The organism is Variovorax sp. GW531-E2, from assembly GCF_059423125.1.
Window position 1 is genome coordinate 268,468 of the sequence record NZ_JBWKXQ010000001.1, and the last position, 13,607, is coordinate 282,074.

Genomic DNA, 13,607 nt, shown 5'->3' on the forward strand with positions numbered 1-13,607 from the left:
CGCTATCCTCGAGAAATCATGAAGCTGCATAACTATTTCCGCTCCTCCGCCTCGTTCCGTGTCCGCATCGCCCTGAACCTCAAGGGCTTGGACTACGACTACATGCCCGTGCACATCGCACGCGGCGAACACCGCACCGGCCCGTACTCGGCGATCTCGGCCGACATGCTCGTGCCGCTGCTCGAGGACGAGGGCGAGCGCTTCTCGCAGTCGATGGCCATCATCGAGTACCTGGACGAAACGCACCCCGAGCCGGCCCTGCTGCCCAGCGACCCGGTGGGCCGCGCCCACGTGCGCGCGCTGGCGCAGTCGATCGCCTGCGAGATCCACCCGCTGAACAACCTGCGCGTGCTCAAGTACCTCGTGAAGGAACTGAAGGTCGACGACGAAGCCAAGAACACCTGGTACCGCCACTGGGTGCGCGACGGCCTGCTCTCGTTCGAGCGCCAACTCGCGCAGCACCCGGGCGGCACCTACTGCTGGGGCGACACGCCCACCATCGCCGACTGCTGCCTCGTGCCGCAGATCTTCAACGGCCGCCGCTTCGACTGCGACTTCAGCGGCCTGCCGCGCACCATGGCCGCCTTCGACGCCTGCATGAAGCTCGACGCCTTCCAGCGCGCGCAGCCTTCGCAGTCGCCCGACGCGGAACCCTGAGCCGGCACGTCGCGATGAATCCGCAATGGCTGGTGCCCGAGTGGCCCGCGCCGCTGAACGTGCGCGCGCTGTGCACCACGCGCGACGGCGGGGTGTCGACCGGACGCTATGAGAGCCTGAACCTCGGCGACCACGTGGCCGACGACGCCGCGCACGTCGCCGAGAACCGCCGGCGGCTGCAGCAGGCGATCGGCACGCGGCCGGTGTTCCTGCAGCAGGTGCATGGCACGGGGCTCGTGTCGCTCGACGATGCCGTGCACGACGGCACTGTCGCCGATGCCTGCACGGCCACGACCGCCGCGTGCGCCTGCACCGTCATGGTGGCCGACTGCCTGCCCGTGCTCTTCACCGACGAACGCGGCCACCGCGTGGCCGCCGCGCATGCGGGCTGGCGCGGGCTGGCCGGCGGCGTGCTCGAACAGACCGTGCGCGCCTTCGCGCAGGATGAAGGCGCGCCGCGCCTCATGGCCTGGCTCGGCCCCTGCATCGGCCCGAAGGCCTTCGAGGTGGGGGCGGAGGTCAAGGCCGCCTTCGAGGCGCAGTCGCCCGAGGCGGCGGCGTGCTTCACGCCTGCGGCGGCCGAAGGCAAGTGGCTGGCCGACCTGCCTGCGCTTGCGCGGCAGCGGCTGCGTGCAGTGGGTGTCGCGTCGCTTCACGGCAACGACAGCGGCGATGCGTGGTGCACCGTCGCACAGCCGTCACGGTTCTTTTCGCACCGGCGCGACGGCGTCAGCGGGCGGTTCGCTGCGCTGGTCTGGAAGGTCTGAAGCTGCGGCCTCTGCGGCGGCGCGACGTGCTGCCTCCTGGGCCTGCGCCTCGCGTTCCTTGATCGCCCGCCGGCGCGCCGGCGTGGCCATCAGGTAGATCACCAGCGCCACCGGCGCGAGGCCGTAAAGAAGAAATGTGAAGATGGCGCCCAGCACCGTGCCCGTGGTGTTGGTGGCCTCGGCCACCGCCATCATCACGGCCACGTAGAGCCAGCCGATCACGATCAAATGGATGAACACAGGCGCAGACGTTTTGTTTCAAGGGATTAGTGAAAGCGCGGCGTTGTGAGTGCCTTGCGAATGCAGCATACTCAAAACACGCAAGCCATCCGTTCGTATCGACCCAGGCCACGGCCAGGAGACATGATGAAGCAACAAGACACGGGGGCCGATGCGTTCGCGCCCTTTCAAAAAGCCCTCACGCAGGGCTGGACCCAGGCCATGGAGGCTTTCCAGAAAGCTGCAGGTCCAGGAGGTTCCGCCGCTTTCGACGTCGGCGGCACGCCGCTATGGCAATTGCCACAAATGGCGCAATTCCCGGGCGCAGCCGCCATGCCCGAGCTGCCCAAGTTCTCCATCGATCCCGAGCAGCTGCAGTCCATCCAGCAGCAGTACCTGAGCGACGCCACCGACCTGTGGCGCCGCGGCTTCGGTGCCCGCCCAGAGGGCGACAAGCGCTTTGCCGCCGAGGCCTGGGGCAGCAACCCGCTGGCGGCCTTCTCGGCCGCCGTGTACCTGCTCAACGGCCGCACCATGATGCGCATGGCCGAGGCCATCGACGCCGACGACAAGACCAAGGCGCGCCTGCGCTTCGCGGTCGAGCAGTGGATGGCCGCGGCCTCGCCCAGCAACTCGCTCGCCTTCAATGCCGAGGCGCAGAAAAAGGCCATCGACACGCAGGGCGAAAGCATCGCCAAGGGCATCCAGAACCTGCTGCACGACATGAAGCAGGGCCACGTCAGCATGACCGACGAGAGCGCCTTCGAAGTGGGGCGCAACGTGGCCACCACCGAAGGCGCCGTGGTGTTCGAGAACGACTATTTCCAGCTGCTCGAATACAAGCCGCTCACCGCCAAGGTGTACGAACGGCCGTTCCTGCTGGTGCCGCCGTGCATCAACAAGTTCTACATCCTCGACCTGCAGCCCGACAACTCGCTCATCCGCTATGCGAACGAGCAGGGCCACCGCGTGTTCGTGGTGAGCTGGCGCAACCCCGACGAGTCGCTGGCCCAGGCCACCTGGGACGACTACATCGAGAACGCCGCCATCAAGGCCATCCATACCGTGCAGGAGATCAGCGGCAGCAAGCAGATCAACACGCTGGGTTTCTGCGTGGGCGGCACCATCCTGAGCACCGCGCTGGCCGTGCTGGCGGCGCGCGGCGAAAAGCCGGCCGCGTCGGTCACGCTGCTGACCACCTTCCTCGATTTCAGCGACACCGGCATCCTGGACATCTTCGTGGACGAGCCCATGGTGCAGTACCGCGAGATGCAGCTGGGCAAGGGCGGCCTGCTGCCCGGCGGCGACCTGGCCTCGACCTTCAGCTTCCTGCGCCCGAACGACCTGGTGTGGAACTACGTGGTCGGCAACTACCTCAAGGGCGAGACGCCGCCGGCCTTCGACCTGCTGTACTGGAACAGCGACGCCACCAACCTGCCGGGCCCGTTCTACGCCTGGTACCTGCGCAACACGTACCACGAGAACAAGCTGGCCAAGCCCGGCGCGCTCACCGTCTGCGGCGAGAAGATCGACCTGGGCAAGATCGACATCCCGGCCTACATCTACGGCTCGCGCGAAGACCACATCGTGCCCATCGGCGGGGCCTACACCTCCACGCAGTTGCTCACGGGCAAGAAGCGCTTCGTGATGGGCGCTTCGGGCCACATCGCCGGTGTGATCAACCCGCCGGCCAAGAACAAGCGCAGCCACTGGCTGCGCGAGGACGGCAAGTTTCCCAAGACCCAGCCCGAATGGCTGGCCGGCGCGCAGGAGCAGCCGGGCAGCTGGTGGACCGACTGGGCACAATGGCTCAAGGGCCACGCGGGCAAGCAGATCCCCGCGCCCAAGGGCTACGGCAACGGCAAGGCCTACAAGGCCATCGAACCGGCGCCGGGACGCTACGTGAAGGCCAAGGCCTGAACGGGCGCCAGCTCCCGCAAGATCGCAACCGATTTCAAATCACCTCAACGGAGAGAACCTCATGGAAGACATCGTCATCGTTTCGGCTGCGCGTACGGCGGTCGGCAAATTCGGCGGCTCGCTCGCCGGCATTCCCGCCACCGAGCTGGGCGCCCTCGTGATCAAGGAAGTGATCGCGCGCGCCAACCTCACGGCCGACCAGGTGGGCGAGGCCATCATGGGCCAGGTGCTCGCGGCCGGCGCCGGCCAGAACCCCGCGCGCCAGGCCTGGCTCAAGGGCGGCGGCACCAAGGAAACGCCGGCGCTCACCATCAACGCCGTGTGCGGCTCGGGCCTGAAGGCCGTGATGCTGGCGGCGCAGGCCGTGGCCACGGGCGACAGCGAAATCGTGATCGCCGGCGGCCAGGAAAACATGAGCATGGCGCCGCACGTGCTGCCCAACTCGCGCAACGGCCAGCGCATGGGCGACTGGAAGCTGGTCGACACCATGATCGTCGACGGCCTGTGGGACGTGTACAACCAGTACCACATGGGCATCACGGCCGAGAACGTGGCCAAGAAGTACAACATCGACCGCGCCTCGCAGGACGAACTGGCCCTGGCCAGCCAGACCAAGGCCGCCGCCGCGCAGGACGCCGGCAAGTTCAAGGACGAAATCGTCGGCGTGAGCATTCCGCAGAAGAAGGGCGACCCGCTCGTCTTCAACCAGGACGAGTTCATCAACCGCAAGACCAACGCCGACGTGCTGGCCGGCCTGCGCCCCGCCTTCGACAAGGCCGGCGGCGTGACCGCGGGCAATGCCTCGGGCCTGAACGACGGCGCCGCCGCCGTGATGGTCATGACGGCCAAGAAGGCCGCGGCCCTGGGCCTGAAGCCGCTGGGCCGCATCGCCAGCTACGCCACTGCCGGCCTCGATCCGACCATCATGGGCATGGGCCCCGTGCCGGCGTCGCAGAAGGCGCTGCAGCGCGCCGGCTGGAAGGCCGCCGACCTCGACCTGCTCGAGATCAACGAAGCCTTCGCTGCGCAAGCGTGCGCCGTGAACCGCGAAATGGGCTGGGACGTGAACAAGGTGAACGTGAACGGCGGCGCCATCGCCATCGGCCACCCCATCGGCGCGTCGGGCTGCCGCATCCTGGTGACGCTGCTGCACGAAATGCAACGCCAGAACGCCAAGAAGGGCATCGCCTCGCTGTGCATCGGCGGCGGCATGGGCGTGGCGCTGACGATCGAGCGCTGAGCCTGATCACCGGGTGAACCGGTACGGGGAGGGGAGGCAGGGGCTCGCAAGGGCCGATGCCTCCCCTCCCTTTTTTGTGCGCGCTGTCGGGGCGCTCGCCTGCGGCTTACTTCGAGCGGTCCGAATCCACGAGGTCCCAGGCCAGGCCTGCGAGCCAGCCGATGCCCACCAGCCACGCGCCGGCGTGCACCGTGTCGATGCCGACGGGTGCCAGCCAGTGAACCAGCAGGGCGATCAGCAGCCCGGCAACGGCGCCGAGGCAGGACCAAGGGGAGCTGAGGGCTTCGAGCATGTCAGGGCGACTGTAGCGGCCCTCTTTCGCGCCTCGCATCGACCCGATTCGGTGTGCTGAGAACCTTTGGATTCATTTGAGCGGCGGTCCCCCAACTGGCTGACGCTCTTGTTCACCGCTCAAAAATTGAGCAATGTGTGGAATCCCTTTGTAAAACAACAACTTGCATTCGTTTTACAAAGCTCCACCCCAGTTACCCCCAAAGTTGCCCACAGAAAGTGGGGATTGAAGCGGACTTCTTCACAACCGGCGGCAAGTCGTTGGTTTCAAAGGGCGGCCTAGCACAGGCAACCCCCTGTTTTTTCGCTTGACTTTCCTGTTTTAGAGCCATTTTGGGACCCATCGGTCGCCAGACTTGTGCACTGCAAAAATTTTAAGCAGACTAACTATTCCCCTTATAAAACAACAACTTGCAATCGCTTTACAACGCTGCCCCTGACTTACCCCCAAAGTTGTGCACAGAAAATGGGGAAGACATCGGGTTTCTCACAAGCCGCCTGCAAGTGCCTGTTTTTGGCCGGAAATCGGGCCGTCAGCCGGCTTCGGCCTGCGCCTCGGCGTAGTGCTTGCACAAGGTCTCGACCAACGCCTGGGCGTAGACGGGCAGGGCGGCGCGGTCGCGCACGAGCAGGTAGCGCTTGCGCACGCACCACGGGTCGCTGAGCTCGACCAGCGCGAGCCCCATGCTCTCCTGGTTGCGCCGCGCGGCCGACTCGGGCACCACGCCGATGCCCACGCCGCTGCCGATCATCCGGCACATGGCATCGAAGCTGCCGAGCTGGATGCGCAGCTTCTGGCGCTTGCCCAGGTGGTCGGTGATCTGCCCCAGGAAGGCCTGCAGCGTGCTGCCCTGTTGCATGCCGATGGCGTCTTCGTCGAGCGTCTCGGCGAACGAGATGCGGCGCCGCCGCGCAAAGCGGTGCTGGCGCGAGGTGACGAGCACCAGCCGGTCGGTGCTGAAGTGGATGGTGTCCAGGCCCAGCGTGTCCATCTGGCCCGCGACGATGCCGATGTCGGCGCGCCCGTCGCGCACGCCGCGCGGGATCTGAGCATTCGGTTTTTCCTGAAGGTCGACGTTGATGCGCGGGTTGGCGGCCAGGAAGCCGGGCAGGATCTCGGGCAGGAAATCGGTCACCGCCGTGGTGTTGGCGAACACGCGCAGGTGGCCGCGCAGGCCGCCGCCGTACTCGAGCAGGTCGGCGCGCAGCTGGTCGGCCTGGTGCAGCACCAGCCGGGCATGGTGCAGGAAGGCTTCGCCCGGCGGCAGCAGGCGCACGCCGCGGGCCTCGCGCTGCAGCAGCTGCAGGCCGGCCTGGGTCTCGAGCGCCTTGATGCGCGCGCTGGCCGCGGCCAGCGACAGGTGCTGGCGCTCGGCCGCCCGCGTGAGGTTGCCGAGTTCGGCCGTGGCCACGAACAGGCGCAGGTCGGTGAGGTCGAAGAGCATGGGGCGATGGTAGTCAAGCCTTCGGAATTTCAGAAGCCTGGCTTCCGAAATCGCAGATTGCGCCGGCGGGGTAGGCAGAAGACCATGCGGCGATGGAGACACAACACAAGCCAACCACCAGCGGATTAAAAGTCCGTTGCTCTGCCCCGATGAGATTCCGCGCCCGCGCGCTGTTCGCTTTCGGACTCATCGCCACCGCCTTGCTGGCCACCAACCCGGCCACCGCCCAGACCTACCCCTCGCGCCCCATCACGCTCGTCGTGCCCCAGGCCGCGGGCGGCACCAACGACATCGTCGGCCGTCTCGTGGGCCAGAAGCTCGGCGAGGTGTTGAACAACGCCAGCGTCGTGGTCGACAACCGCCCCGGCGCGGGCGGCAACATCGGCACGCAGCTGGTCGCCAAGGGTCCGAAGGACGGCTACACGCTGCTCATGACGATCAGCAGCAGCCAGGCCATCAACCCCGCGCTCTACAAGAACCCGGGCTTCGACCCCGAGAAAGACTTCAAGCCCGTCGGCCTGATCGGCGCGGTGCCCAACGTGCTGCTGGTGAACCCGTCGTTTCCCGCGAAGAACTTCGCCGAATTTTTGAAGCTGGCGCGCGAGAAGGGCGCCAGCTACCAGTACGCCTCGGCCGGCAACGGCACGCTCAACCACCTGCTGGGCGAAATGCTCAACAGCATGGGCGGCATCTCGCTGCAGCACGTGCCCTACAAGGGCGTGGCGCCTGCCATCAACGACGTGCTGGGCGGGCAGTTGCCGATCGTGTTCGCGAGCCTGCCTTCGGCGCTGGCGCACATCAAGGCCGGCAAGCTGCGCGCGCTGGCCGTGAGCGGCGAAAAACGCTCGCCCGTGCTGCCTGACGTGCCCGCCATCGCCGAGCAGGTGCCGGGCTACAACGGCACGCTGTGGATCGGCCTGTTCGCCCCCGCGGGCGTGCCCGCCGACGTGCTCGCCACCCTGCAGGACGCCACGCGCAAGGCGCTCGCGGCCAAGGACCTGCGCGACAAGCTCGACCAGCAGGGCGTGGAGATCGCCGCGCCCACCTCGCCCGAGCAGTTCTCGGCGCTGCTGCATGCCGACCTCGCCAAGTGGGCGCGCATCGTCAAGGCCTCGGGCGCCGCGGTCGACTGACCTCGCCACTCATCCTTCTTCCCGACACACACGACATGACTTCTCCCCTGATCGACGTCGAAGCCCTCGCGCGCCTGCAGGCCTGGCAGGGCCGCACCGAAACGCTGCGCGACGACCTCACGGCCGCGCCCGTGCGCGGCCTGTCCGCCACGCTCGACCGCGACGACCCGCTGCCCGAGGCGGGCACGCGCCTGCCTGCGCTGTGGCACTGGCTCTACTTCCTGCCGCACCACCGCCAGTCGGAGATCGGCGAAGACGGCCATGCCAAGCGCGGCGGTTTCCTGCCGCCCGTGCCGCTGCCGCGCCGCATGTGGGCCGGCGGCCGGCTGACGTGGGAGCCGGGCAATCCGCTGCAGGTGGGCGATGCGGTCGAGCGCACGTCGACCATCGCCTCGGTCACGCACAAGGCCGGCCGCACGGGCGAGCTGGTGTTCGTGCTGGTGCGCCATGAAGTGCGCAACGCGCGCGGGCTGGCGCTCACCGAAGAGCACGACATCGTCTACCGCGCCGCCGCCGCGCCCGGCGAGCCCGCGCCGCCGCCTACGCCCGCACCGAAGGACGCCACCTTCAGCCGCGACCTCGTGCCCGACGACGTGCTGCTGTTCCGTTACTCGGCGCTGACCTTCAACGGCCACCGCATCCACTACGACCGCCGCTACGTCACGCAGGTCGAGGGCTACCCGGGCCTCATCGTGCACGGGCCGCTGATCGCGACGCTGCTGGTCGACCTGCTGCGCCGCAACGCGCCGGCCGATGCGCAGCTGGCGCGCTTCGAGTTCCGCGCCGTGCGCCCGACCTTCGACATCGCGCCGTTCCGCGTGCACGGCAAGCCCGCCGAAGGCAGCACCGACGGCAAGACCTTCAGCCTGTGGGGCGAAGACGCCGACGGCTGGCTCACGATGCAGGCCACGGCCGTGCTCGCCTGACGCAAGGAAAGAAAGAAGAAGCCCATGACCAGACCCCTGGACGGCATCACCGTCATCTCGCTCGAACACGCCATCGCGGCGCCGTTCTGCACCCGCCAGCTCGCCGACCTCGGCGCGCGCGTCATCAAGGTCGAGCGCCCCGGCGGCGGCGACTTTGCGCGCGCCTACGACGAGCGCGTGAACGGCGAGGCCTCGCACTTCGTGTGGGTCAACCGCTCGAAGGAAAGCCTCACGCTCGACCTCAAGCAACCCGCCGCGCTCGCCGTGCTGCAGGAGCTGGTGGCCGGTGCCGACGTGCTGGTGCAGAACCTCGCGCCCGGCGCCGCCGCGCGCATGGGCCTGGGCGCGCAGGTGCTGCAGGAGAAGCACCCTGCGCTCATCGTCTGCGACATTTCGGGCTACGGCGAAGACGGCCCGTACCGCGACAAGAAGGCCTACGACCTGCTCATTCAGAGCGAGGCCGGTTTTCTCTCGGTGACGGGCACGCCCGACGACCCGTGCAAGTCGGGCAACTCCATCGCCGACATCGCGGCGGGCATGTACGCCTACACCGGCATCCTCGCGGCGCTGATGCAGCGCGGCAAGACGGGCAAGGGCTCGCACATCGACGTGTCGATGCTCGAATCGCTTGCCGAGTGGATGGGCTACCCCATGTACTACGCCTACGACGGCGCGCCGCCGCCGCCGCGCAGCGCCGCCTCGCACGCGACCATCTATCCCTACGGTCCGTTCCCCGCGGGCGACGGCGGCACCGTGATGCTGGGCCTGCAGAACGAGCGCGAGTGGCGCGCCTTCTGCGACAAGGTGCTGCTGCGCCCCGAGCTCGCGAGCGACCCGCGCTTCGACAGCAACGCGCGGCGCAACGAACACCGCGAGGCGCTGCGCACGCTCATCGTCGACACCTTCGGCGCGCTCAGTGCGGCGCAGGTGCTCGAACGGCTCGACACCGCGCAGATCGCCAATGCGCGCATGAACGACATGGCCGGGCTGTGGGCGCACCCGCAGCTGCAGGCGCGCGAGCGCTGGCGCCAGGTGGGCTCGCCGGCCGGCGACATTCCGGCGCTGCTGCCGGCCGGTCGTCAGAGCGCGTTCGACTACCGCATGGACCCGGTGCCCGCAGTCGGCCAGCACACCGATGCCATCCTGCGCAGCCTGGGCAGCGGCGACGACGCGATCGCAGCGCTGCGCGCGGCCGGCGCGGTATGAGCGGGCCCGCGAACACCGCGCTCGCTCTTGCGCGCGCCTTTCTCTTCGTGCCGGCCGACCGGCCCGAGCGCCATGCGCGCGCACTGGCGACGGGCGCGGGCGGCGTGATCATCGACCTCGAAGACGCCGTGGCGCCCGCGCGCAAGGCCGAGTCGCGCGACGCACTCGGTGCCTCGCTGTCGGCGCTGCCTGCCGAAGGGCGAGGGCGGCTGCTCGTGCGCGTGAACGCCAGCGGCACGCCGTGGCATGACGACGACTGCGCGCGCGCGGCCGGCTGGATCGCCGAGGGCCTGATCGCTGGCGTCGTGCTCCCCAAGGCCGAGCATGCCGACGAACTGCATCGGCTGGCCGCCACGGCCGGACCGAAGGCCGTGCTGGTGCCGCTCATCGAATCGGCCGCGGGGCTCGCGGCGCTCGATGCCATCGCGGGTGCGCCGCAGGTGCTGCGGCTGGCCTTCGGCCATCTCGATTTCCAGGCCGACCTCGGCATGGCCTGCGACGCCGACGAGGCCGAGCTGGTGCCCGTGCGCCTCGCGCTCGTGCTGGCCTCGCGCCGCGCCGGGCTGGCCACGCCCATCGACGGCGTCTCGCCCGACTGGCGCGACGCGCAGCGGCTCGCCGCCGACACCGCGCGCGCGCGGCGCGGCGGCTTCGGCGCCAAGCTGTGCATCCATCCCGAGCAGGTTGCGCCCGTGCAGGCCGCGCTCGGGCCCACGGCCGGCGAGGTGGCCTGGGCGCACCGCGTCACCGAGGCCGTGCGCGCGGCCGGCGGCGGCGTCGTGAGCCTCGACGGCCGCATGGTCGACGGGCCCGTGGTGCGGCTGGCCGAGCGCTGGCTGGCGCTGGCCGCATCTCACGGCCCGGGCGATTCATCCGTGACGCACTGATCCACAGACAAACCACAAGGAGACAAAGAAGTGAACGCAACGAAGACCTGGAAACTGAAAGCCCTCATCGCCGCATCGGCGGGCGCCTGCCTGCTCGCCGCCGCATCGCCCGCCGCCGCGCAGGCTGCGTGGCCCGACAAGCCCATCGTGATGGTCGTGCCGTACTCGGCCGGCGGCCCTACCGACGTGGTGGCGCGCATGCTCGCCGTGCCCATGGGCAAGTCGCTCGGGCAGACCGTGGTGGTCGAGAACACCGTGGGCGCGGGCGGCACCATCGCGCCGACCCGCGTGGCCAAGGCGGCGCCCAACGGCTACACCATCCTCATCCACCACATGGGCATGGCCACCGCGCCCGCGCTGTACAAGAAGCTCAACTACGACCCGCTGAAAGACTTCGAGTACGTCGGCCAGGTCATGGACGTGCCGATGACCCTGCTGTCGCGCAAGGACTTCCCGTCCAACAACTTCAAGGAGCTGCTGGCCTACGTGAAGGCCAACAAGGACAAGGTCTCGCTTGCCAACGCCGGCATCGGCGCGGTGTCGCAGCTGTGCGGCATGCTCTTCGCGCACCAGATCGGCGTGCAGCTGACGACCGTGCCCTACAAGGGCGCAGGCCCGGCGCTCAACGACCTCATGGGCGGGCAGGTCGACCTGCTGTGCGACCAGACCACGCAGACCGCGCCCGTCATCAAGGACGGCCAGCGCGTGAAGGTCTTCGGCGTGACCACGCCCAAGCGCCTGTCGAGCATGCCCGACATCCCCACGCTCGACGAGCAGGGCCTCAAGGGCTTCGACGTGAAGGTGTGGCACGGCGTGTACGCGCCCAAGGGCACGCCGCCGGCCGTGATCGAGAAGCTCAACGTGGCCCTGCGCGCCGCGCTGCAGGACGACAACGTGAAGAAGCGCTTCGCCGAACTGAGCACCGAGGCCGTGCCGATGGACAAGGTCACGCCCGAGGCGCTGCGCAGCCACCTGGCGGCGGAGATCGAGAAGTGGGGGAAGGTGATCCGGGCTGCGGGGGTGCAGGCGGATTGAGAGCGACAGCTTGAGAGGTTCGGGGTCGGGGCCGCAATGCCCTGGGCTCAGAGCTTCTTCTTCATGTAGGCGAGGTAGTTGCCGCGCGCGTAGTTGTCGATGCGGGCGAACTCTTCGTAGCCTTGCTTCAGGTAGAAGCCTCGCGCCTGCCACTGGAAGGTTTCGAGCGCGGCATTCCCGGCGCCCAGCGCCTTGCCGCGCGCTTCCGCCTCCGCGAGCAGGCAGCGGCCCAGGCCGGTGCCCCGGGCTTCCTCCTCGACGAACAGCACGTCGATGCGCAGCCATTCGAGGAACACGAAGCCACGCAGCCCGCCCATCAGGCGGCCCTGCGCATCCTTCGCGTTCAGCCACACGGGTTGCGTATCGGGGTACTCGCCGACGAAGCCGTAGTTGAACTCGCGCAACCGGCGGCCCAGGACGCCGGAGCGGACCTCTTCTTCGGAGGCGGTCGAAATCACTGTCTCGGTCATGCGTCGCCGTTCGCCAGCAAGGTCTCCTCGAACAACTTCAGCAACAGCCGAGCGAACACATCCATGTTCCATGGCCGGTCGGTCGCGCCGGTCTCGATCGTGCGGCTGACCACGAGGCCGTCCGCGCCGGTCACGGCGATGCAGACATGCCCGGGCGCATCGCCGTACGGACTGCCCGACGGTCCCGCCGCGCCGCTCTCGCAGATGCCCCACTTCGAACGATGGGCATCACGGATGCGGCCCGAGATGAAGCGCGCATAGGGCTCGGTCTCGCCGCGCATGTCGCCCATGTCCTCGGGCGTGAGGCCGAGCAGGGCCTTGCCGGCGCGCCGCGAGTAGATGACCGCGCCGCCCAGGAAGTAGGCCGAGGCGCCCGGCAACGCGAGCAGGGCGGCCGAGACCAGGCCGCCGGCCGACGATTCGGCCACCGCCACCGTCTGGCGCCGCTCGCGCAGCGCCGCCCCCACGCGGGCGGCGAGCACGGAAAGCGGTTCGAGGTCGGTGAGGTCGGGCGTGGACATGGAGGTCGAAAGAAGTAAGAAGGAAGAAATGACCGACCGTTCGATCGATCAAGGGAACGGGTGAACGGATGAACGAACGGTCAGGCGAGGCCCGCGCGCGAGCCCGGCCGCCGCACATACGACGGCGCGCGCTCGTGGCTCGAGGTGTGGCCGTACACCGTGTCGGCCGGGTAGTACTCGGCCTGCAGCTGCACCTTGGCCGCGGCTTCCTCGCCCGACACATGGGCAATGAAGGCGAGCATCAGGTCGGTGCCGGCCGAGACGCCGGCCGAGGTCCAGACATGGCCGTCCTGCACGAAGCGCTGCTCCACCACCTTCACGTCGCCGAGCGCGCGCAGGCGGTCGAGTGATCCCCAGTGCGTGGTCGCGGTGCGGCCCGAGAGCAGGCCGGCCGCATGCAGCACGAAGGCGCCGGTGCACACCGACAGCAGCGCCTTGCAGCCGGGCGCCTGCGCGGCCAGGAACTGCACCATGGCGGGGTTGTCGACCTCGCGCCGCGTGCCCATGCCGCCGGGCACGAGCACGAAATCGAGCGGCGGGCAGTCGGCAAACGAGACATGCGGGTTGATCGACAGCCCCTTGGCGCAGACGACCGGGCCATGCGTTTGCGCCACCACGAGGCAGTTGGCGGGGCCGCCAGCCAGCTTGCTCCACATGGTGAGCATTTCCCAGGGACCGACGAAATCGAGCTCCTCGACCTCGGGGAAGACGACGATTGCGAAATTCATGCGTGCGAACTCCTGGTGGGGTGGCCGGCAGGGGCCGTGTCACGGGCGCGAAGCCGCAAGCATATAGAGTGCCGCCGAGGTGATGTCCGTGACAGCTGGTTGCAAGCTTGGCTCAGTGTTCTCCCTCAGAGTTGTGTGGCCTGAAAATGGCTAGAGTGAAGG

At 68.5% G+C, this 13,607-nt stretch carries 15 protein-coding genes; 9 read left to right on the forward strand and 6 right to left on the reverse strand.

Translation table 11 applies throughout. The annotated features are described in order from the left end of the window. Nucleotides 1-18 precede the first annotated feature (18 nt). Nucleotides 19-657, forward strand: coding sequence for a maleylacetoacetate isomerase (gene maiA, locus AC07XP_RS01055; protein ID WP_495263525.1), 639 nt, complete (start codon nucleotides 19-21; stop codon nucleotides 655-657). Nucleotides 658-671: 14 nt separating this feature from the next. Then, nucleotides 672-1,424: a peptidoglycan editing factor PgeF gene (pgeF, locus tag AC07XP_RS01060; protein WP_495263526.1), complete on the forward strand. Its 753-nt coding sequence runs from the start codon at nucleotides 672-674 to the stop codon at nucleotides 1,422-1,424. Here the strand turns inward: pgeF and AC07XP_RS01065 are convergent. Further along, the gene (locus tag AC07XP_RS01065) at nucleotides 1,356-1,664 is read right to left on the reverse strand and encodes a hypothetical protein (RefSeq protein ID WP_307693228.1); all 309 of its coding nucleotides are present in this window, start codon (nucleotides 1,662-1,664) and stop codon (nucleotides 1,356-1,358) included. The genes pgeF and AC07XP_RS01065 overlap by 69 nt on opposite strands. 126 nt (nucleotides 1,665-1,790) lie before the next feature. On the opposite strand from AC07XP_RS01065, the gene phaC reads away from it, so the two are divergent. Next, a complete protein-coding gene (gene phaC / locus AC07XP_RS01070; RefSeq protein WP_495263527.1) occupies nucleotides 1,791-3,563 on the forward strand; it encodes a class I poly(R)-hydroxyalkanoic acid synthase in 1,773 nt (590 codons plus the stop codon). A gap of 61 nt (nucleotides 3,564-3,624) precedes the next feature. Continuing rightward, nucleotides 3,625-4,803 carry an acetyl-CoA C-acetyltransferase gene (locus AC07XP_RS01075; protein WP_495263528.1) on the forward strand — a complete coding sequence of 393 codons (1,179 nt, stop codon included), beginning with the start codon at nucleotides 3,625-3,627 and terminating at the stop codon, nucleotides 4,801-4,803. A 106-nt stretch (nucleotides 4,804-4,909) separates the two neighbouring features. On the opposite strand, the gene AC07XP_RS01080 is transcribed toward AC07XP_RS01075, so the two are convergent. Beyond that, nucleotides 4,910-5,095: a hypothetical protein gene (locus AC07XP_RS01080; RefSeq protein ID WP_495263529.1), complete on the reverse strand. Its 186-nt coding sequence runs from the start codon at nucleotides 5,093-5,095 to the stop codon at nucleotides 4,910-4,912. A 532-nt stretch (nucleotides 5,096-5,627) separates the two neighbouring features. Further along, on the reverse strand, nucleotides 5,628-6,539 hold the full coding sequence (locus tag AC07XP_RS01085) for a LysR family transcriptional regulator (RefSeq protein WP_495263530.1): 912 nt from the start codon (nucleotides 6,537-6,539) through the stop codon (nucleotides 5,628-5,630). A 149-nt stretch (nucleotides 6,540-6,688) separates the two neighbouring features. Between AC07XP_RS01085 and AC07XP_RS01090 the strand changes: the two genes are divergently transcribed. Genes AC07XP_RS01090 through AC07XP_RS01110 form a run of 5 tightly spaced genes read left to right on the forward strand, consistent with a single transcriptional unit; the run spans nucleotide 6,689 to nucleotide 11,726 of the window. After that, on the forward strand, nucleotides 6,689-7,672 hold the full coding sequence (locus tag AC07XP_RS01090; protein ID WP_495263531.1) for a Bug family tripartite tricarboxylate transporter substrate binding protein: 984 nt from the start codon (nucleotides 6,689-6,691) through the stop codon (nucleotides 7,670-7,672). Nucleotides 7,673-7,707: 35 nt separating this feature from the next. Next, complete coding sequence (locus AC07XP_RS01095) at nucleotides 7,708-8,598, forward strand: HTD2 family dehydratase (protein WP_495263532.1); 891 nt, start codon at nucleotides 7,708-7,710, stop codon at nucleotides 8,596-8,598. Nucleotides 8,599-8,622: 24 nt separating this feature from the next. Next, complete coding sequence (locus AC07XP_RS01100) at nucleotides 8,623-9,804, forward strand: CaiB/BaiF CoA transferase family protein (protein WP_495263533.1); 1,182 nt, start codon at nucleotides 8,623-8,625, stop codon at nucleotides 9,802-9,804. Then, on the forward strand, nucleotides 9,801-10,691 hold the full coding sequence (locus tag AC07XP_RS01105) for an HpcH/HpaI aldolase/citrate lyase family protein (RefSeq protein WP_495263534.1): 891 nt from the start codon (nucleotides 9,801-9,803) through the stop codon (nucleotides 10,689-10,691). The genes AC07XP_RS01100 and AC07XP_RS01105 overlap by 4 nt, the downstream gene beginning before the upstream one ends. A 30-nt stretch (nucleotides 10,692-10,721) precedes the next feature. Continuing rightward, on the forward strand, nucleotides 10,722-11,726 hold the full coding sequence (locus AC07XP_RS01110; protein ID WP_495263535.1) for a tripartite tricarboxylate transporter substrate binding protein BugD: 1,005 nt from the start codon (nucleotides 10,722-10,724) through the stop codon (nucleotides 11,724-11,726). Between the two features lie 47 nt (nucleotides 11,727-11,773). On the opposite strand, the gene AC07XP_RS01115 is transcribed toward AC07XP_RS01110, so the two are convergent. From AC07XP_RS01115 to AC07XP_RS01125, 3 genes are all read right to left on the reverse strand, one after another. Then, nucleotides 11,774-12,196 carry a GNAT family N-acetyltransferase gene (locus tag AC07XP_RS01115; RefSeq protein WP_495263536.1) on the reverse strand — a complete coding sequence of 141 codons (423 nt, stop codon included), beginning with the start codon at nucleotides 12,194-12,196 and terminating at the stop codon, nucleotides 11,774-11,776. Next, nucleotides 12,193-12,717 carry a CinA family protein gene (locus AC07XP_RS01120; protein ID WP_495263537.1) on the reverse strand — a complete coding sequence of 175 codons (525 nt, stop codon included), beginning with the start codon at nucleotides 12,715-12,717 and terminating at the stop codon, nucleotides 12,193-12,195. Before AC07XP_RS01120 ends, AC07XP_RS01115 begins: the two co-directional genes overlap by 4 nt. A gap of 80 nt (nucleotides 12,718-12,797) precedes the next feature. After that, nucleotides 12,798-13,445 carry a DJ-1/PfpI family protein gene (locus AC07XP_RS01125; protein WP_390343221.1) on the reverse strand — a complete coding sequence of 216 codons (648 nt, stop codon included), beginning with the start codon at nucleotides 13,443-13,445 and terminating at the stop codon, nucleotides 12,798-12,800. Between the last annotated feature and the right edge of the window lie 162 nt (nucleotides 13,446-13,607).